16 protein-coding genes are annotated in these 20,091 nt (G+C 42.0%); all 16 read right to left on the bottom strand.

Annotated elements, in window-relative coordinates; genetic code table 11:
• Positions 1 to 13: 13 nt before the first annotated feature.
• The 16 genes from AC3ISB_RS11945 to parE all read right to left on the bottom strand — a co-directional run bounded on the left by AC3ISB_RS11945 (position 14) and on the right by parE (position 19,784).
• Entirely contained in the window at positions 14 to 871 is an 858-nt protein-coding gene (locus AC3ISB_RS11945; protein WP_098371910.1) for a MurR/RpiR family transcriptional regulator, read from the bottom strand.
• 11 nt (positions 872 to 882) lie between these two features.
• Positions 883 to 1,791 (bottom strand): N-acetylmuramic acid 6-phosphate etherase, encoded by a 909-nt coding sequence (gene murQ, locus AC3ISB_RS11940; RefSeq protein ID WP_098371909.1) that lies wholly within the window; start codon positions 1,789 to 1,791, stop codon positions 883 to 885.
• 372 nt (positions 1,792 to 2,163) lie between these two features.
• Positions 2,164 to 3,345 (bottom strand): ABC transporter substrate-binding protein, encoded by a 1,182-nt coding sequence (locus AC3ISB_RS11935; protein WP_141994282.1) that lies wholly within the window; start codon positions 3,343 to 3,345, stop codon positions 2,164 to 2,166.
• A 22-nt stretch (positions 3,346 to 3,367) separates the two neighbouring features.
• The gene (locus AC3ISB_RS11930; protein ID WP_489276498.1) at positions 3,368 to 4,075 is read right to left on the bottom strand and encodes an ABC transporter ATP-binding protein; all 708 of its coding nucleotides are present in this window, start codon (positions 4,073 to 4,075) and stop codon (positions 3,368 to 3,370) included.
• Positions 4,068 to 4,838, bottom strand: coding sequence for an ABC transporter ATP-binding protein (locus tag AC3ISB_RS11925; RefSeq protein ID WP_397269606.1), 771 nt, complete (start codon positions 4,836 to 4,838; stop codon positions 4,068 to 4,070). Before AC3ISB_RS11925 ends, AC3ISB_RS11930 begins: the two co-directional genes overlap by 8 nt.
• Positions 4,835 to 5,830 carry a branched-chain amino acid ABC transporter permease gene (locus tag AC3ISB_RS11920; protein ID WP_480338958.1) on the bottom strand — a complete coding sequence of 332 codons (996 nt, stop codon included), beginning with the start codon at positions 5,828 to 5,830 and terminating at the stop codon, positions 4,835 to 4,837. The genes AC3ISB_RS11925 and AC3ISB_RS11920 overlap by 4 nt, the downstream gene beginning before the upstream one ends.
• Position 5,831: 1 nt before the next feature.
• A complete protein-coding gene (locus AC3ISB_RS11915) occupies positions 5,832 to 6,695 on the bottom strand; it encodes a branched-chain amino acid ABC transporter permease (protein ID WP_076371380.1) in 864 nt (287 codons plus the stop codon).
• Between the two features lie 859 nt (positions 6,696 to 7,554).
• Positions 7,555 to 9,252, bottom strand: coding sequence for a sigma-54 interaction domain-containing protein (locus AC3ISB_RS11910; protein ID WP_260398162.1), 1,698 nt, complete (start codon positions 9,250 to 9,252; stop codon positions 7,555 to 7,557).
• A 129-nt stretch (positions 9,253 to 9,381) separates the two neighbouring features.
• Positions 9,382 to 9,783: a MaoC/PaaZ C-terminal domain-containing protein gene (locus AC3ISB_RS11905; RefSeq protein WP_098371904.1), complete on the bottom strand. Its 402-nt coding sequence runs from the start codon at positions 9,781 to 9,783 to the stop codon at positions 9,382 to 9,384.
• Positions 9,780 to 10,232 carry a MaoC family dehydratase N-terminal domain-containing protein gene (locus AC3ISB_RS11900; protein WP_098371903.1) on the bottom strand — a complete coding sequence of 151 codons (453 nt, stop codon included), beginning with the start codon at positions 10,230 to 10,232 and terminating at the stop codon, positions 9,780 to 9,782. Before AC3ISB_RS11900 ends, AC3ISB_RS11905 begins: the two co-directional genes overlap by 4 nt.
• Before the next feature lie 18 nt (positions 10,233 to 10,250).
• Positions 10,251 to 11,015 carry an SDR family oxidoreductase gene (locus AC3ISB_RS11895; RefSeq protein WP_098371902.1) on the bottom strand — a complete coding sequence of 255 codons (765 nt, stop codon included), beginning with the start codon at positions 11,013 to 11,015 and terminating at the stop codon, positions 10,251 to 10,253.
• Between the two features lie 20 nt (positions 11,016 to 11,035).
• The gene (locus AC3ISB_RS11890) at positions 11,036 to 12,211 is read right to left on the bottom strand and encodes an acyl-CoA dehydrogenase family protein (protein WP_098371901.1); all 1,176 of its coding nucleotides are present in this window, start codon (positions 12,209 to 12,211) and stop codon (positions 11,036 to 11,038) included.
• Between the two features lie 26 nt (positions 12,212 to 12,237).
• On the bottom strand, positions 12,238 to 13,389 hold the full coding sequence (locus tag AC3ISB_RS11885; protein WP_063233560.1) for an acyl-CoA dehydrogenase family protein: 1,152 nt from the start codon (positions 13,387 to 13,389) through the stop codon (positions 12,238 to 12,240).
• Between the two features lie 38 nt (positions 13,390 to 13,427).
• Positions 13,428 to 15,029: a long-chain-fatty-acid--CoA ligase gene (locus tag AC3ISB_RS11880; RefSeq protein WP_489276493.1), complete on the bottom strand. Its 1,602-nt coding sequence runs from the start codon at positions 15,027 to 15,029 to the stop codon at positions 13,428 to 13,430.
• Between the two features lie 335 nt (positions 15,030 to 15,364).
• Positions 15,365 to 17,809, bottom strand: coding sequence for a DNA topoisomerase IV subunit A (parC, locus tag AC3ISB_RS11875; protein WP_141994289.1), 2,445 nt, complete (start codon positions 17,807 to 17,809; stop codon positions 15,365 to 15,367).
• Positions 17,799 to 19,784, bottom strand: coding sequence for a DNA topoisomerase IV subunit B (gene parE, locus AC3ISB_RS11870; protein ID WP_141994290.1), 1,986 nt, complete (start codon positions 19,782 to 19,784; stop codon positions 17,799 to 17,801). The genes parC and parE overlap by 11 nt, the downstream gene beginning before the upstream one ends.
• Positions 19,785 to 20,091: the final 307 nt, after the last annotated feature.

The raw sequence follows: 20,091 nt of genomic DNA, 5'->3' as shown, positions 1-20,091 counted from the left end.
AATCTCATATGAATCATTTATATCGATCTGTCATCGATTTAATGGCAGACCTGGTGTTATCAATATATTGGACAGTCTCTTCATATTGTTCTGAAGCCATCCCCAAAAACAAAATGTCAATCATATATAATTGCGCCAATCGTGAGGATGTTGCTGCACTTCGAAACGGTGCTTCATTCGAATAGGATGTATACAGTGTGACGTCACACAAGGATGATACCGTTGTTTGGCCATAATGAGTCAGCCCGATTGTCTTGACCCCACGTTCCTTTGCCAGTTTCAATATATTGACAACTTCAGGTGTTTCCCCTGAAAATGAAATGGCAAAAACGATGTCATTTTCATCAGCATTTGCAATCAGGGTTGCAACTAAATGCATATCTGTAAAAGCCGTTGCCCCCTTATTGACGCGAAGTAATTTTTGCTGAGCGTCAGCAGCAACTATATTCGAAGCACCCACACCGCAAAAGTGGACGGTTTTAGCATTCAGCATCAGCTTTATCGCATGTTTGAGATTATCGTGATCGATTATTTCAGATGTGTCCCTAATGGTCTGAATCGAATTACTCGTTGTTTTCTCCACAATCCGATACAGTGATTCGGAAGGCTCGATATCCCGGTACCCCTGTTCAACTGTCTTCATCAAATCTCCAGCAATCCTTATTTTCAAATCTTGAAACCCTTTTATTCCAAGCGATTTACACAACCTAATAACAGCGGCCCCGCTAGTTTGGGCAGACGTACTTAATTCCTGTACAGTGCTGTTCACAACTTCATGAGGATTCTGTAGAATATATTCTGCTAGTTTTTGTTCTGATTGCGGCAGCTTGCTCAACATCGTCTGTATGATTGATAATCCTCCTGTAGCCATTGCTTCCCTCCTTAATCTTCATAGATCGAGATGGCTTTTCTGACATCTCCATCCGCATTCTCCAGTAACTCCATTGCTTTTTCATAATCTGTTGCCGTTTTTATCATGACGATCGCTGGTTTAACTTGATTATTTGCCTTTTCAAGCGTATTCAAAGCTTGATCATAGTCAGCATTCGTTACAGTTTCTATGATGCTTATTGCGCGGTCCTTCAGTTTTTGATTACTGACATTAACATCGACCATCAGATTTTCATAGACTTTTCCCAACCGGATCATGGTTGCGGTTGAAATCATATTGAGTACCATTTTATGTGCAGTTGCCGCTTTCATTCTAGTGGATCCTGTTAACACTTCCGGTCCGACTACCACTTCGATCCCTATATCAGCTGCTTCCGTGATGCTCGCGTTTTTATTGCATGATAATGCCACCGCTTTAGCCCCAACTTTTCTTGCATAACGTAAAGCGCCCCTCACATAAGGGGTACGGCCGCTTGCCGCGATGCCAATAACCGTATCATTTGCTGTAAGTTCCACGTCAATCAGATCACATTCCCCAAACTCTTCTTTATCCTCTGCTCCTTCAACAGCCCGAACAAACGCATTTTCCCCTCCTGCTATTATTCCCAGCACCCTATCAGGTGGTGTGCTGAAAGTCGGGGGACATTCCACGGCATCTAAAACACCGAGTCTTCCGCTTGTTCCTGCCCCGATGTATATGAGTCTCCCTCCTTTTTTTAACGATTCGCAAGCCCATTCAACCACCGTTTCAATCTCTGGCAATACCTCCTGAACCGCTGCTGCCACTTTAAAATCTTCCTTATTGATTGCAGAAATGACTTCCATCGTATTTACACTGTCGATATTCATCGTCTTTTCGTTCCGTAATTCAGTAGTTAATGAACGCAAATGTTCCTCCATAGACAATTAAATCCTCCTATAAACAATTACTTAAATATAATTTCATTTTTTAATAGAAAAAAATGAAATTATATTTCATATTATATTCAATGATAGCGTTTTCATTACTCTGATACAAGATATTTTTGAAAAATTTGTTAATTAGCATTTTTCATTCCTCAAACCCCAATGCCGGCGAACTTAAAGAATTCATCCATGGCCGCTTTCTGAGTGCCGTAATTTACCCATAATAGCCTACTATCTTTGGGTGTAGATTTATTCAACAATAAAAAAACGTGTACCGTCCCTATGATCAGGAACGATACACGAACAAGTATTTAACAAAATGCTAAACTAGTATACTACACGGAACACCTGCATCCCTTTACCCAGTTAACGGACAGGGACTACTTTCCCGTTTTCTACTGCACCGACGACAATAGTTGATGCAAATCCTCCATTTTCATCAATCGAGGGAATATCGTATATTTTTTGATCTGGCCCGATATTTGAAAGTCCATCTTGCATATGTTTACGGATGGCCTTCGCATCATCAACGCTGCCTGCAGATTTCATCGCTTCCACAAACGCATACATGGCGATATAATTCAATCCTACTTCGGAGCTTGGATCTTCCTTATAATCCTTTTGATATTTCTCAACGAAAGCAGGCACTGCTTCTTCATCTGAGTCCATCAGTGGCAGAACGCCAATCGAGCCTTCCAATGTTTCATATGACCCTGCAATCGGCTTCATTTGATCCAGCTTTGCTTGATCCATGATGATGAAACCGCCCTTAAATCCTAGCTCCCGAGCTTGCTTCGCTACTTTTGCCGTAGGTTCCGAAGCACCACCGATAAATAGCACATCAGGATCTTTTTTCAAGGCATTCGTGACAATCGTAAAGAAATCGGTTTCTTTGGCGAAATCAATCGAGGAATTATAAACGACTTTTCCGCCTTGCTTTTCCCAATGTGGAAGCACGGCTTCCGTCCAGTCTTTACCGTATTGCGAAGATGTTGGCAAAGCGGCAATCTTCTTGCCGAAATGTTCCATTGCATATGTTGTAAAAGGTTCGATATACCCCTCGTAATTCGGTGGAATCCGGACGGTTAATGAATTTCCGCTCTCGGTCACTGCCGGCTCACTCGTATATGCCCCAATGATGAATTCCTCTTGTTCATTAAAAACCTGAAGTGCCAGCACACCTCCGCTATGAGGCGTGAAAATGATTGGCGTATCATATTCCTGAATTAATCGTTTAGCATTCGACCCTGTTTCATTAGGTAAGTATTTATCATCCAACGATACTAAATTCAGCGTGTATTTCTTACCATCTACTTCAAACCCGCCAGCATCGTTAATTTCATTGACGGCCATTTCGACACCATTCAATGTCCGTTTCCCATATAAGGCTGCTGCCCCGCTTAAAGGACCACTAAAACCGATGTTAACGACATTTTCACCTTTGCCTTTACTGCCACTGCTTGACACAGAGCTATCCCCTTTATTGCACCCGGCCAAAACAGTGAAGATTAGCAGGAGAAAGACAAATAATACTTTCAGTTTTTTCATAAAAATCCCCCATTCTATTTTTTCAGGCCCCAATATACGCTTTCCTTACTTCATCATTGGCTAATAACTCACTTGCTGTCCCTTGAACGACAATTTCCCCATTTTCGAAAACATATCCTTTATCTGCAATGCCGAGGGCAACATTCGCGTTTTGTTCAGCAAGCAGGACCGCGATTCCTTCGCGGTTTATTTCTTCAATGACCCAAAACATTTGTTCGACAATAAGTGGAGCGAGTCCCACCGAAGGCTCATCAAGCATCAACAATTTCGGTTTTGACATCAAAGCTCTTCCAATTGCGAGCATTTGCTGTTGGCCTCCGCTCAGGCTTCCCGCTTCATCATGATGTTTTTCTTTTAAAATCGGGAATAAGTGATAGACGTATTCCAAGGAATCCTTGATCTCCGCTTTCTTCTTTCGATGCACATAAGCACCCATCCTCAGATTTTCCTGGACGGTCATCTGTGGAAACAGTTTACGTCCTTCGGCACACTGGACGATTCCCTCCCGAACATTCTTATCCGGGGCACGGCCCCCTATCGGCATGCCCAGAAAATGAATTTCCCCCTTGGACAGCTTACTGATTCCGCTTATGGAACGAAAAGTCGTGCTTTTTCCTGCCCCATTAGCTCCTAATAAAACAACGATCTCTCCCTTGGCAACTTCGATATTCACATGTTTTATCGCAGTGAAACTCCCATAATTCACGGCGACATCGGTTAACTTAAGCACTGGCACTACCTCCCAAATACGCTTTTATCACCGCTTCATTTACTCGGATTTCCTTAGGTGTGCCCTCCGCAATTTTTTCTCCGTAATTAAGGACCATGATGTCATCTGCCAAGTTCATGATCATATGCATTTTGTGCTCGATTAAACAAACGGTCAGTCCCGATCGATTCAATTTTTTAATCAGTTCTGTCAAGCCTTCCGTTTCATCCGGGTTGATTCCCGCAGCAGGTTCATCAAGAAAGATAATTTCCGGTTCCGTCGCAAGGGCAAGAGCAATGGCTGTCCGTTTCTTTTCCTCCTGGGAGATGCTGGAGACCATTCTGTCAGCCGATTCCGTCAATCCAACAATATCAAGTACCTCCATCGCCTTATCCCTGCATGCCGCTTCCTCCCGTTTTAATCGTTTTGTTCTTAGAATGGCATCCACCAGATTGGATTTCGTTCGCAATCTATGCCCTACAATGACATTATCCAATACGGTCGATTGATCAAAAAGGCTTGTCGTTTGAAAGGTTCTTGAAATTCCGAGTCCCGCTATTTCATTGGCAGGAAGTTTGGTGATATCAATCCCTTTAAAAAGGACCGTCCCAGAAGTTGGTCGATGAAAGCCGCTGATCAAGTTAAAAAAAGTTGATTTTCCTGCACCATTTGGTCCGATTATTGCATTAATTCTACCTTTTTCAATCGTAAAATCCACATTATTGACGGCCGCCAATCCTCCAAACCGCTTTGTCAAATTCTTCGTTTCGATTAGCAAATTCATCCCTCCTCAGCTTTTATGTGCATTTCGCTCCTCACCCCGGACAGCTTATTATCTTTTCGCATTCTTTGCCAATCAAAAAAGGCCCCTGCGATTCCGTGCGGATAAAAGATAATGATCACCGTAAGCAAAGGCCCGAATATCAACATTCGATATTCTTGAAGGAATTGCAAATTCTGCGAAAGGATTACTAACAATAATGTTCCTACCAACGGGCCTGAAAGTGTCCCGATTCCACCAACCAATAAATACATCAATAGATCGAACATTATGGCAGTTGATCCGATATCAGGTCCAATGAAACGAATGAATGAAGCATACAAGGCACCTGCCAATCCTGCAAAGAATGTGGATAGGACAAATGCGGTTAACTTATTCTTCATTGTGGATATACCAATCGTTTGGGCAAGGTCCTCGCTGTTCCTGATGGCCATATACGTCCTGCCGGTCAACGAGCGTATAATTCGATACACGATTAAAATCACTGCAAGCAGGAAAATGAGGACTAGATAATATTGGGATGCTGCAGTATCGAATGTGATCGGCCCTATATTCCCAGGAGCAGGTATACCGATTAATCCCCTAACCCCCTCTGTAAGTCCCTCCCATTTATCGATGACCAGATATATGATGTAACCCACACATAGAGTATAAATCGCGAAAAAGTGTTCCTTTGTCCTCAGCGCGATCAAACCGATCAAAAACCCAATTGCACATGTGATTATACATGCCGCTACAAGTGCCAGCCAAAAGTTCATTCCCGCTTTTACCGTCAGCAGGCCTAGTGAATATGCTCCAATCGCAAAAAAACCAGCATGTGCAAGCGAGAGATATCCAGTATAGCCTGATAATAAATTGATTCCATAAACAGCTATCGCCCAGATGAACGAAAGTGTCAGCATATGGAGATAATAGTCGTTTTGCGCGATAAAGGGGAATGAAAAAGCAAAGATGATAAGTGCGATAATCCCATTTCTTTTCGTTAATATCTTCACGCTACCTCTCCCCCTTGGCAAAAAGACCTGTTGGTTTCACGGTTAATATTACGACTAAAAGAATGAATGCAATGATGTCTTTATAATCATTTGAAATATAAGTTGCGCCCAAGCTCTCACTGAAACCTAGGATATATCCGCCTACGATCGCCCCCGGGATGCTCCCCATCCCTCCCAAGATGATAATGACGAATGCTTTTAGGATGACTAAATGCCCCATGCCTGGAAAAACAAGGTTAATCGGTGATGCAAGGGATGAAGCGATCGCTGCTAATCCACCCGATATCATGAAGGTAAGCATCGCGACTTTATTAATGTTGATTCCCACTAATGACGCCCCTTCACGGCTTTGGGACATCGCTATTATCGTTGAACCGGCATAAGTTTTCTTAAGGAAAAGGTAAAGTAAAACCATCACTGCGATAGCTGACACGATGATCAATAATCGCTGAAGTGTGAATGTCAGGCCCATGATATTGACCACTTGCCCGTATGGAGAAGTCATTGTATGGAAGTCGGCACCCCAGACAAATTGGGCAAAAGCTTCAAGAAAAAGGAGGATTCCGATTGCTGCAATCTTATCGTGCAATGGAGGTGCCTCCCTTAACAGGCGGAACACGAAACGTTCCAAAAGGACTCCCAACAAACCAACAACGATAATGGATACGAACATGGCAATCCAGTAATTGACCCCATATAATGTCATCATTGACAATGTGATATATCCACCCAACATATATAGGGCACCGTGGGCAAAGTTCGGGATATGCAAAATTCCATATACTAGCGTCAATCCCAGGGCAACAAGACTATATACGCTGCCAATCGTCAAACCATTAAAAAGCTGCTGGATCAAAATTTCCATTTACTTCCTCCTTGAAAATTATTGAATTTCACTATGCTGTTCATTCCCTGGTCCACAATCCTGTCCATATTTTGAAAGCACACATCTGCGACGAGAAACACTTTCACTTATTTCCCCACAGGCTCAACCTCTTGGAGAGGAACAGCAAGTTTTATTACCCTATATTCTCCACCAACAGATATAGCTTAGCGTGTAGCGGAATAAGCCCCTTAATAACTTGTTAGCGCTTTCATTTCTTGTGGCCACTTAATTCAATTGGATATCATCAGAAATCATCATAGTTTCATTGACTCTACTTAAGGATTAAGTGGTATGCTGACAAGCATATGCTGTTTTAGGGATAGCCAATGATTCCATCTTCTCTTTAATAACGGTTTACCCATGATAATCGTCTGGTTCATTCACCCCTTTCACCTTGCACCTTCTATAGGAGGATCATTCAGTAGATTAATTTCCTGTTAATAAATGCAAGTGCCGTGCCAAACATTAAATCACCGTCAATAAGGCTATTCACCAGTCAGTGAATTCATTATTGAATTGTAAAAATCAAAAGTATCGATTCCATATGGGATGTCCGTCATTCACTATTGACTGTAAAAATCATTTCTGAATCAATAAAAGAATTAATTGAAGACATAAAATGTAGAGGATTCAAAAATCCCCTTTTAACTACAATCATTTCACACAATAGCAGGTAAAAAAAACAACTTTACAACCAATAAATTTCTAAAAACCCATAAGGTAATAAAGCCCGTTCCCGCCCAAAAAAACGCGTAAATATAATTAGGAATTTCAGTCAAAAAAACAGCACCCGAATTGTTGAATAATGTCCAACAATGCAGGTGCTGTTCATACTTACCTATTCTTTTCCACTGACCTTTAATCGATATTTTTTAAGTTTCCTCACAATTGTTGCCTGACTGGAATCAAGGGCTTCCGCGATTTCATATGTAGTTTGGTAGGTTTGAGCCGCTTTCGTCAAGATTTCCTTTTCGGCCCTTTCCACCGCTTCTTTTAAAGTTAGGGTAGCATTGAGGTTCGGCTGATTCCGATTTTCCGGCTGATATTCTTCCGGAAGGTCGTTAATCGATAATATTTGATTATCCGTCAGCACGACGAGCCTCTCCACTATATTAATCAATTCACGGACATTTCCTGGCCAATCATGTTGATAAAAATATTCCTTCAACCGCGAATCTATTTCTTTTGAGAATTTATATTGTTCGTTTGCCTTTGTTAAAAATAAGTCAGTCAATGCCAAGATATCCTCTCTTCTTTCCCTTAGAGGAGGAATCGTAATCGGAATGACATTCAGCCTGTAAAAGAGGTCTTCCCGAAAATCACCCGATTTGACCATCTCCGATAAATTTCGGTTCGTGGCTGCTATTATCCGAACATCGATTTTCTTTGGCTTTGTACCTCCGATTCTTTGAATCTCCCTTTCCTGAAGGGCCCGAAGCAGCTTCACTTGAAGCTGCAAGGGAAGCTCACCGACTTCATCCAAGAATAAGATCCCACTCTCTGCCAGCTCAAACATCCCTGGTTTGCCTTTTTGATTGGCTCCGGTAAAAGCCCCTCCTTCATATCCAAAGAGCTCGGATTCCAATAAATCAGCGGGAATTGCCCCACAATTTATTTTGATGAAATCACCTTTTTTAGATCGGATGCTCCGATTATAAATATTGCGGGCAAGGACATCCTTTCCAACACCCGTTTCTCCCAGAATGAGTACGGTCGCATCGATATCCGATATTCTTTCAGCAATCTCATAGATCATTTTCATTTTATCACTGACAAATACGACTCCATCCTTGCTTGTTATCTTCCGCAGTTTCTCAATTTCCTGCTTATATTGATTATTCAGCTCATTAACTTTCGTCAACTCATGCATCAGTTCATTTAAATCAGATAAATCCCTTATATTCGTAACGACTTGCTCTATTTCCCCTTCGGCATTAAAAACGGGACTTCCTGTAATCAATGTTTCCTTTCCAGCAAAATTATCCTGTACGACCGATACCGTTCGTCTCAGCTTCACTACCTTATGCGTCACCGAAGCATTCAAGATGCCGCGTTTAATTAATTGGTCCACCGATTTGCCGATATAATACTCTTTTGGTATACCAGTGATCCGTTCAATTGCCGAATTGGTATAAAGCGTGATTCCATCTTGATCGGTGATGTATATCCCATCATAGGAATTTTCGATAATGGCATCCAGTGCGCGATTCAATTTATCCGTTTTATGAGCATCAATCAATAAATCGTCCAAAAATTCTGTTTCACTGCCTATATATAGACTATTGTCAGTATCCATTTGTTTCATTAATAAAAATAAATACCGTTTATCATGCAGCCTCGCAGCTGCAAGCCTTTTATTATCGAGAAATTGCCACTCATCGAATTGTTCGGTTAGTGTATTATTACCATTCTGACTTAACGATTGATTAAAATAGGTGCCCCAATCCTTTATCCGATTTGCAGAATCCACGACTAGTGCAGGAAAGGTCCACTCTTTGAGCAAATTAATCTGAGAATCCTGTTTCACTTGATTCATTACTATTCACCGCCGCAAAAAGAATTCTTTTTAAGTACAATTCTGGATAAATTTCGAAACTCCTTTAAAATTGTCGAATTTCGCTCCTAAAAAAAGTAGTGATGAAATAATTTTCATCACTACTTTCCCTCAGTAAGTCTTAAAAATAACCTCTCCACTGATCGCTTCCTTACCTGACTGGTTAGTGGCCGCTACATTGAAAAAATACCTATTCCCATTTTTTTCTTTTAGATCCGCATGAAGAGTTATGACATCATTCAAGAAAACCATTCCTTTGAAGCGAATCTTGTATTCTTCGATAAATCCAATTTCATAAAGATTACTGAAAAGCTTTGCGAGGTTTCCCATCGTCCACATTCCATGTGCGATAATACCGGGAAGACCAGCATTTTTTGCTTCCTCATCAATGGTATGAATGGGATTGAAATCACCTGATGCGCCGGCATATTTTATGAGGTCCAATCGCGTTACAGGTGGAAGCTCGATTGAATGTAACGAGTCACCAATATGAAGTTCGGTTAATGTCGTCACTTACTCATCACCATCCTTCTGATCGTTTCATTTAAAATGACAAGCTGTTCAGCAGTGAAGACAATTTCCCCATTTGCATCCGTCCCATAATTTTTAAAGGCTAGAAATCCCATTTCCCCTTGTTTCCCTTTTTTCTCATAGTAGTCTTTCACTTCCGTATAACAGGTGATTTCTTCCCCTACCTTCAGCGGCCTGTGATAGCGATATATCTGCTCACCATGAATCAATCCTTTATTCGGGAGATTTAAACTTTCAATCGTCCCAAACTCAAAGACCCTTGGGAAAGTTGGTGGAGCTATATTCGTTCCGTACCTTGATTGCCTGCCTATTTCTTCATCAATGAAAATCGGGTGGGGATCACCAATCGATAATGCGAATTTTTTAACGGCTCCCCGTTCAACTATATTTTTAACGGGGGTAGATCGTTTTCCAATACTTTCATTGAACATAACATCCCGCCTTTCCCCTTAATTTTTTGGACCGCCCGCAACATATAAAACCTGCCCACTAATGAATGAGGATGCTTCATCGGCAAAGAATGCAACAGCATGAGCAATATCACTTGGCAAACCGCTTCTTGCAACCGGAATACTGTTTGCCCTATCCTGGATGAATTGCTCAAAACTCACTCCCACCCGCCTAGCTGTTTCTTTCGTCATTTCAGTTTCGATAAAACCTGGTGCGACCGAATTAGCCGTTATCCCGTATTTGCCAAGTTCAATCGCCAGTGTTTTTGTTAACCCTTGAAGCCCGGCTTTAGCAGCTGAATAATTAGCCTGACCGCGGTTCCCTAGGGCCGAAGTGGATGATATATTGATGATTCTTCCGTATTTATTTGCAACCATATGCTTCTGAGCGGCACGTACTGCATTGAAAGTACCTTTTAAATGCACATCCATTACCGTCTGCCAATCTGAATCGGTCATTTTGAAAAGTAGATTATCCCGGATGACCCCAGCATTATTCACGAGAATATCAAGCGATCCGAATGTATCGGCTATTTCTTTTATGGATGCTTCCACCTCTTCGGAATTGACCACATTGGCCACTTTGGTAAAAATGGTATAACCCTTATCCCTTAATACATTTCCTGTTGATGTCAAAACCTCTTCGTTGATATCGATAATCGCCACGTTTGCGCCTTCACTGGCAAATAGTTCGACGATCGCCAGGCCAATCCCTCTGCTTCCACCTGTAACTAAAGCCGTTTTCCCTGAAAATCTCCCTGTCATAATCGTTTCCTCCTAATCTATTATAAGAATTGTCCTAATTTAACATGCCCCTTAATCAAATTTCGGGAAATGATCATACGCTGTATTTCATCCGTACCATCATAAATCCTCCAAAGCCTGGCCTCGCGGTACCAACGCTCGATGGGAAGCTCCTTCGTATAGCCCATGCCTCCGTGTATCTGCAATACGCGATCAACGACCCGATTCCCCATATTTGCTCCATAAAGTTTAGCCATTGAAGCTAAATGGCGATTGTCTTCCCCATTATCAAGTGTAAAAGCCGCATTCAATACAAGCCATCTTGCAGCTTCAATCTCTACGGCCGAATCAGCTATCTGCCATTGAATGGCCTGGCGCTCCGCGATCGGTTTACCGAATGTAACTCGTTCTTTAGCGTATTCTATAGCCATTTGCAGCAATCTTTCTGCAGAACCGACAGCGCGTGCGCCCACGATCCATCTTGCAAACCCAATCCATTCCAAGCCTAGTTTATAACCTCCATGCACGTCCCCTAAGATGTTTTCTTCGGGTACCCTGACATTATCAAAAACTAAACCGGCCGGTCCCCATTCTCCCATCGTATTGATATACTCTGATCTCCAGCCCATATCACGGTCTACAATGAAACAGGTTACCCCCTCCGTTCCGGTTGCTTGATGACGTTCTTTGTCGGTTACAGCAATGACCATGACGAAATCGGCATCATTTCCTCCGGTAATGAAAGTTTTTTCACCGTTAAGCACCCATTCGTTCCCTTCTTTTATTGCCGTCATTTTAATATTTCGCGTATCGGACCCAGCCCCCGGCTCCGTCATGGCAAAACAGGACTTTTTCTCACCGTTAATTGTAGGGATCAGATATTTCTGTTTCTGTTCTTCATTTGCATAATAAAGTATGTTATCAGCCGAACCTCCAAAGCTGAATGGTACAAACGTTTTTGATACTTCCATCAAGACAATTGCCATCATAAGCTGCCCTAGGTCTGCCCCGCCATATTCCTCCGGGGTATTGATGCCCCAAAACCCAGCTTTTTTTGCTTTTTCCTGTAAATCTTTCAATGTCCCCTCTGGTAAACTAGGTTTTCCTGCCATTTCATTGCGAAGCACTTCATTTTCCAAGGGAATCAATTCATTTTCCACGAACTTGCGTATTGTTTTTTGTACCATTTTTTGTTCATCCGATAGTCGTAAATCCATCTTAACCCCTCCGCTTTCCAATTAGACTAGTTTTGATATTTTCTCTTCAATTGTCCGGTAATGATATTTTTTTGGATTTCGGACGTGCCTTCATATATTCTAGTGATTCGGGCATCCCGATAGAAACGTTCAACCGGATAGTCCTTCATGTATCCCATCCCGCCATGAATCTGAACGGCCTTATCAGCGACACGATTATATACTTCCGAACCATACAATTTAAGCATTGCCGCTTCTTTAATGATTTTTTCTTTCTGATCGACCATCCATGCAACCCGGTATGTGAATGAGCGAAGTGCTTCTATTTCCATTGCCATCTCGGCAATCATATGGGATACGGCTTGATGATCAATGATCGGGACATTGAATTGTTCACGTTCTGTGGCATATTTAGTAGATAGGTCAAGCAGATATTGACAGGACCCCAAATTACGGGCAGCAAGGCCTGCGCGGCCATTTGCAAGGATCTTCAATGCATTTACATACCCTTGGCCAACGTCCCCCAGTACATTTTCGGCAGGAACCTCGCAATCTTCAAAAACCAATTCGGCCGAATGTGAGCCTCGAAGACCCATCTTCCTTTCCAGGCTACCAACTCTAAAACCCGGAAAATCCTTTTCTACTATGAATGAGGTGATTCCTTTCGCCCCTTTATCTTTGTCCGTTACGGCCATAACTGTAAAAATATCTGCTACATCTGCATTCGTTATATAATGCTTGGTCCCATTTAGAATATATTTATCGCCATTTTTGACAGCCGTCATTTTGAGATTCGTTGCATGGGACCCCGCTGCAGGCTCAGTTAAAGCAAAAGCGCCAATTCTATTACCGCTTGCCATATCTGGTAGATACTTTTCCTTTTGCATTTCATTTCCCATTTCAACTATCCCTACCGTCCCTATACCGGTGTGGGCCCCTATCAGAGTGGTATATCCATTATGGGTTTTGCCGATTTCCTCATATAAAGCACATTTTCCTACCATCCCGATTCCGAGTCCGCCATACCTTTCCGGGATACTAAGTCCGAATAGCCCGATTTCCTTCGATAAATTTATTATGGATTCCGGGATATGATCTTCATCCTCTATCTGCATGGAAAATGGATCGATTTGCTCTTCGATAAACTGGCGTATATTTTCTTTTAATAGCAAGATGTCTTCATCTAAGCGAAAGTCCATTTGCATTCCCCTTTATTTGTGAATTAGTGTTAACGCTTTCATATTTTATCCAGATAAGCGATATGTTTTTCTTGAAGTTTGCGTTTTAAGATTTTACCTACCGCCGTCTTCGGAAGTTCACTTTCAAATATGATTGCTTTTGGGACTTTAAAGGCAGCGAGCTGCTTTCGGCAATAATCCTTCAATTCGTTTTCAGCTATTCTTTCATTCGGTTTTAGAACTACCGCAGCATGTACCGTTTCACCGCGATATTGATCGGGAACGCCAAAGACGGCAGCTTCCAGAACCTTAGGATGGCTGTATAGTATATCTTCAATTTCAATTGGATAAATATTGAAACCGCCTGCGATGATCATCTCTTTCTTCCGTCCCACAATGTAAAAGAAGCCATCTTCATCCATTTTGGCAATATCACCGGTATGCAGCCATCCGTTTTGAATCGTCTGCCGCGTCTCTTCAGGCATGCCCCAATAGCCTTTCATCACCTGTGGACCCTTTATGACCAATTCACCTGGTGTATCAACCAAGAGGGCTGGCTCCCCTGTAATACTGTCAATGATGGCGGCATCGGTATTTTGTATAGGAATCCCGATACTTCCGGGTTTTTGCAGGCCGCTAACTGGATTCCGATGCGTGACTGGTGACGCCTCGGACAGGCCATAGCCCTCTGCAATCTTTGTTCCACTCAATTCGTTGAATCTTGACAGTACATTCAATGGCAATGGTGACGAACCCGAAACGCAAGATTTCAATGTATCCAAATCAAATGGATGTGACTGGTAATATTGTAATAAAGCAATATACATCGTCGGTACCCCTGGAAAAATAGTCGGTTTAAGATTATTAATAATATCGACGATCTCCTTCACCTGAAACCGGGATACAAGAATTAATTCCCCGCCATTATAAAACGTCAGGTTCATTCCTGAAGTCATGCCGTAAACATGAAATAATGGGGATACGCCAAGTACCCTTTCCTTCCCCTTTTGAGTATTGATTCTTGAAGTGGCTGCACTTTGCAGCGTATTGGCAACAATATTACGATGGGTTAGCATCGCCCCTTTAGAACGCCCTGTCGTTCCTCCTGTATATTGGAGAACGGCGACATCTTCGGCAGGTTCAATCTCCACAGTGAAATCCGCCTCTGTTACAGATAGTAGCTTTTTTGTCATTTCACATTTGCCCATTTCCAGCGACACGCTCAACACCTTTTCAACATCGGTTTCAGCTATAACGGCTTCAACTATTGGCAATAAATCGTCGAGCACAATGATGTGTCTTGCACCTGAATCTTTCAGGACATGTATTAATTCGTTCGCCTTATACATTGGATTGATTTGGACAACAATGGCTCCATTCAAAAGGGTTCCAAAAAAACCAATTGGATATTGGGGACAATTGGGAAGCATAAGAGCCACACGATCTCCCTTTCCAATACCTTCATCAGCAAGCACGCGTGCACATCTTTTTACTAACTTCCCCAACTCTGAATATGTATACCTTTGCTCCATGAACGTAACCGCTGTTTTATTCGAATATTGTTCGACTGATTGATAAAATAGTTCTGTCAAAGACATTTCAGGAATATCAATTTCAATTGGATTTCCTTGCGGGATATGCTTTTTCCAAGGTCTATCCATTGGTCCTCCCCTTTCTTCATTCAAAAAAATAAAGAAGTCATACTAAACAATATGCAAGGAGTGTGCCAAAAATAAATCGTTATGTTACATAGATTCAATTAATGGTAAAATTCAAAATTGAATTATTTGCTGTCCTCTTAATAATATTAGGCTCATAATACTAGGATTTAAATTTGACTCAATAAGTCATTTTTGAATTGATTGATTACTTTCGTAAAAGGACTCAACTTGTAGTGCGGGGCAGGCGGGGATTATATTCTGGAAGGATATAACTAAACATTTATAAGAAAATAAACGGGATGCTGATAAGATCAGCATCCCGTTCAAAAAATGATTCATCGCTCTATGGCTGAGTCATCTTCCAATGATATTTTCCATAATTCTTTCGCTTTCCCACTAACCGTTTCATCAAAAACAAATGACCCATTCGTATACCGATCATGATTTTTTAATGATGCGGCATGAATCGTTTCAATTGTTCCCTTTTCAGAAAGAATGAATAGACTGTCGGTTTTGTTAATGATATCGAAACCAATGACCCTATGAGGATTCGATTTCAATTCCCTCAAGACCACGACACCGCGTTTTGCCCGGCTCGTTTTTTCAAACTCGGTTAATTTCATTTTCTTTATGGCCCCGCGCTGTGTAACGATAAAGATCGATTCTTTACTATCCTTGGCCAAAACCTTTCCGCCAATGACATAGTCATCTTCTTTCAAATTAATCCCTTTGACTCCTGCTGCCCGGACACCGACAACACTTACTTCTTCTTCATCAAACCATAGACCGTATCCGTTATGAGTGACTAGGAAAAGGTCAGCCTGTCCATCGGTATGGTGGACATCGACCAGTTCATCGTCACCTTTTAAATTGACACCAACCAGCGGTTTTGAATGACGCTGGGCTTTATAGGAAGCTAATTCTGTCTTTTTCACCATACCATTTTTCGTGATGAACACTAAGAATTCCGGCATGGTAAAATCTTTGATAGGAATCGCTTTTATGATTTGTTCTTCCCTGTCGATCGGAATGATGTTCGCGATATGCTGACCGGTTTCCTTCCAGCGAATATCAGGAAGCTGATGAACTGGACAGTATAGGTAGTTCCCTTTGGATGTGAACAGCAAGAGGACATCAGTTGTATTCATCTCCAGCCTCTGGAGCAGGCGGTCGGAATCCTTCATGCCAAAATCAAGACCTCCTGATGCTGCATATGATCGTAACGATGTCCGTTTGACATAGCCTTCTTTCGTCACGGTAACCATCACGTCTTCACTAGCAATCAAGACTTCAAGATTGATTTTGATTTCTTCAATTTCTTTTTCGATTTTGGAACGCCGTCCGTCATCAAAGCCCTTTTTAATGAATCTAAGTTCTTTTTTAATTACTTGAAGAAGAACTTTTTCACTGCCAAGAATCTTTGTCAATTCCTCAATTTTGTTCTTCAATTCCGCTGCCTCTGCTTCAAGTGCTGTAATATCGGTATTTGTCAGCCTATATAACTGCAAGGAGACAATGGCTTCAGCTTGCGCTTCTGTAAAAGCGAATTTAGCAATGAGGTTATCTTTAGCATTCCGTTTGTCTTTAGATGCCCGGATGACAGCGATGACTTCATCTAATATGGATAAAGCCTTCACTAAACCATCGACGATATGTGCCCTGTCATGTGCCTTTTGCAACTCATAACGTGAACGGTTCACGATTACCTCTTTACGGTGCTCGATATATGCATCGAGCATTTTAGGCAGGCTCATCAATGTTGGCCGTTTTTTATAAATCGCAACCATATTGAAATTGTATGCGATTTGGAGATCGGAATTTTTGTATAAATAATGCAGAACTCCATTTGCATCTGCTTCTTTTTTCAGTTCAATGACAATGCGCAGTCCTGTACGATCGGTTTCATCCCTTACTTCGGCAATGCCTTCCACTTTCCGGTCAAGACGGAACTCATCCATTTTCTTGACAAGGTTTGCTTTATTGACTTCATATGGGATTTCAGTGATGACGATTTGCTGCTTGCCGCCCCGAATCGTTTCCACTTCCGCCAACCCGCGAATGATTATTTTCCCTTTACCTGTTTCATAGGCCTTACGAATGCCTTCAATTCCTTGAATGATACCGCCAGTAGGAAAATCCGGCCCTTTAATGACCGTCATTAAATCAGCGACTGTCGCTTCTGGCTTATCGATTCGCATAATGGCAGCATCAATGACTTCACCTAGTTGATGTGGCGGGATTTCAGTGGCATAGCCGGCTGAAATTCCTGTAGAGCCGTTTACAAGCAGGTTAGGGAACATTGCAGGCAAAACAATAGGCTCTTCTGAAGTATCATCGAAGTTCGGTACGAAATCGACCGTCCTTTTTTCTATATCCCGCAGCATCTCGGAGGCAATCGATGAAAGCCTTGCTTCCGTATACCGCATCGCAGCAGGAGGATCACCATCGATACTGCCATTGTTTCCGTGCATTTGGACCATGACCTTCCGCAGCTTCCAGTCTTGGCTCATCCGAACCATTGCCTCATAAACGGACGAATCTCCGTGAGGGTGATAGTTACCAATTACATTACCGACCGTTTTTGCGGATTTCCTGAATCCTTTTTCCTGGGTATTTCCTTCGACATGCATCGCATACAATATCCTGCGCTGCACCGGTTTTAAACCGTCCCTAGCATCCGGAAGTGCCCGATCTTGGATAATATATTTACTATAACGCCCGAAGCGGTCACCAATTACCTCTTCAAGCGGCAAATCTCGAAACGTTTCTTCAAATACCATCGTTAATGACCTCCTCTTCAATCGACATATTTTCATTATCTAAAATATTCGATTCCTCTTCGAGACCAAAAGCGACATTGGCTTCAATCCACTTACGACGCGGTTCAACCTTATCTCCCATCAATGTTGTCACACGTCTTTCTGCACGGGCACCATCATCGATCTTCACACGTATCAATGTCCTTGTTTCCGGGTTCATGGTGGTATCCCATAATTGGTCGGCATTCATCTCACCCAGCCCTTTATAGCGCTGAATCATATAGCCTTTCCCCACCTTGTCTATCGCTCCCTGAAGTTCTTCGTCACTCCAAGCGTATTCAATGACTTCTTTCTTCCCGGTCCCTTTGCTCACTTTATATAAAGGGGGCAAGGCAATGTAAACCTTCCCTGACTCTATTAACGGCTTCATATAGCGATAAAAGAAAGTCAGCAGCAGCACTTGGATATGGGCACCATCCGTATCGGCATCAGTCATGATGATCACTTTATCATAGTTAGTGTCCGGCGTGTTGAACTCCGCCCCGACACCTCCGCCGATAGCATGGATGATCGTATTTATTTCCTCGTTTTTAAAAATATCGGCTAGTTTGGCCTTTTCCGTATTGATAACTTTACCCCGTAATGGCAGTACTGCTTGGAAACGGCGATCCCGCCCTTGTTTAGCGGATCCCCCAGCAGAGTCCCCTTCCACAAGATACAATTCATTCCGTTCGGGATTTTTCGATTGAGCTGGTGTTAATTTCCCAGAAAGGATGGCATCAGATTTTTTCCTTTTCTTCCCGCTTCTTGCGTCCTCACGAGCTTTGCGTGCCGCTTCCCTTGCTTGGAACGCTTTAATCGCTTTTTTAACCAATAGGGTACTCGTGGTCGGATCTTCTTCAAAAAAGTAGGCTAAGTGCTCTGATACGATGGAATCGACTGCAGAACGGGCTTCACTGGTTCCAAGCTTGCTCTTGGTTTGTCCTTCGAATTGAAGAAGTTCTTCAGGGATACGTACTGAAATGATTGAAGACAAGCCTTCACGTATATCGGTACCTTCGAGGTTTTTATCTTTTTCCTTTAATAGACCCATTTTTCTGGCATAATCATTAAATGCCCTTGTCATGGCCGTTTTTGCACCAATCTCATGGGTTCCTCCGTCTTTTGTACGAACATTATTTACAAAACTTAAAATATTTTCTGAATAACCATCGTTGAATTGAAAGGCGAGTTCGACCTCTATCCCATTTTGTTCCCCTTCCAAGCTGACTACACTATGAAGGGTCTCTTTTTCTTCATTTAAATAATCAACAAACGCTTCAATTCCATTTTCATAGTGAAAAATTTCATTATGGTCGTTACGCTCATCCGTCAATTCTATCTTCATGCCTTTTAAAAGAAAAGCCGATTCGCGAAGACGTTCACATAGGATATCATAATTAAAAGTCGTCACCGAAAATATTTTCGGATCGGGCTTGAAGTGGATTTTGGTCCCAGCTTGATTGGTTTTACCGATTTTCTCCAGTGTGGTTTCTGGCTTTCCGCCATTGAAAAAACGTTGTTCGTAAATGAACCCGTCCCTTTTGATCGTCACGACAAGCCATTCAGACAACGCGTTAACGACCGAAGCACCTACTCCATGAAGGCCTCCACTCGTTTTATATCCGCCTTGTCCAAATTTACCTCCAGCATGAAGAATCGTCAAAATGACTTCAGGCGTCGGTTTACCTAATTTATGCATGCCAATAGGCATTCCGCGCCCTTTATCAGACACACTTACACTGTTATCTTTATGTATTTTCACACTAATTTGGTCTCCATATCCAGCTAAAGCCTCATCTACGGAGTTATCTACAATCTCGTACACTAAATGATGAAGTCCGCGTGCATCAGTACTGCCGATATACATACCGGGACGTTTTCTGACCGCTTCGAGTCCTTCCAGTACCTGAATTGCATCATCATTGTACTCGATTGTTTTTACTTTCTTTGCCACAGAAATTCCCCTTTCCTTACTAAACACAATTTCCGGGCCAAATCATACTGCAATGAAATGACTCACTAGCTTAACAAATTCATTAATACGTTAATATCTTATAAAAAGTATAATACTTTCTCGAACAAAGAACAAGTGTTCTATTTTTTCGTCCTTTTTATTAGCGTTTGCACATTTGTGTGGAACAAAACGTATCATAGCTACCATTCTAATTGTAGCGGTAAATTTTCATTTGGCAAATATACTTTTATTATTTTAATCAAATTAAGCTTTAATGGCCCAAATTTCCCGACCGCTCAATGCCCGC

The organism is Peribacillus sp. GL_122 (assembly GCF_057835005.1).
Note: the sequence above shows the minus strand (reverse complement) of the source record. Positions and strands in the feature narration are given on the sequence as shown.

Excerpts from the sequence above, each read along its gene's own strand:
- AC3ISB_RS11890 (WP_098371901.1), bottom strand. The coding sequence starts at position 12,211 with ATGGATTTACGACTATCGGATGAACAAAAAATGGTACAAAAAACAATA.
- AC3ISB_RS11900 (WP_098371903.1), bottom strand. The coding sequence starts at position 10,232 with ATGTTCAATGAAAGTATTGGAAAACGATCTACCCCCGTTAAAAATATA.
- AC3ISB_RS11925 (WP_397269606.1), bottom strand. The coding sequence starts at position 4,838 with ATGAATTTGCTAATCGAAACGAAGAATTTGACAAAGCGGTTTGGAGGA.
- AC3ISB_RS11945 (WP_098371910.1), bottom strand. The coding sequence starts at position 871 with ATGGCTACAGGAGGATTATCAATCATACAGACGATGTTGAGCAAGCTG.
- AC3ISB_RS11935 (WP_141994282.1), bottom strand. The coding sequence starts at position 3,345 with ATGAAAAAACTGAAAGTATTATTTGTCTTTCTCCTGCTAATCTTCACT.
- AC3ISB_RS11915 (WP_076371380.1), bottom strand. The coding sequence starts at position 6,695 with ATGGAAATTTTGATCCAGCAGCTTTTTAATGGTTTGACGATTGGCAGC.
- AC3ISB_RS11895 (WP_098371902.1), bottom strand. The coding sequence starts at position 11,015 with ATGACAGGGAGATTTTCAGGGAAAACGGCTTTAGTTACAGGTGGAAGC.
- AC3ISB_RS11885 (WP_063233560.1), bottom strand. The coding sequence starts at position 13,389 with ATGGACTTTCGCTTAGATGAAGACATCTTGCTATTAAAAGAAAATATA.
- AC3ISB_RS11880 (WP_489276493.1), bottom strand. The coding sequence starts at position 15,029 with ATGGATAGACCTTGGAAAAAGCATATCCCGCAAGGAAATCCAATTGAA.
- murQ (WP_098371909.1), bottom strand. The coding sequence starts at position 1,791 with ATGGAGGAACATTTGCGTTCATTAACTACTGAATTACGGAACGAAAAG.
- AC3ISB_RS11910 (WP_260398162.1), bottom strand. The coding sequence starts at position 9,252 with ATGAATCAAGTGAAACAGGATTCTCAGATTAATTTGCTCAAAGAGTGG.
- parC (WP_141994289.1), bottom strand. The coding sequence starts at position 17,809 with ATGGTATTTGAAGAAACGTTTCGAGATTTGCCGCTTGAAGAGGTAATT.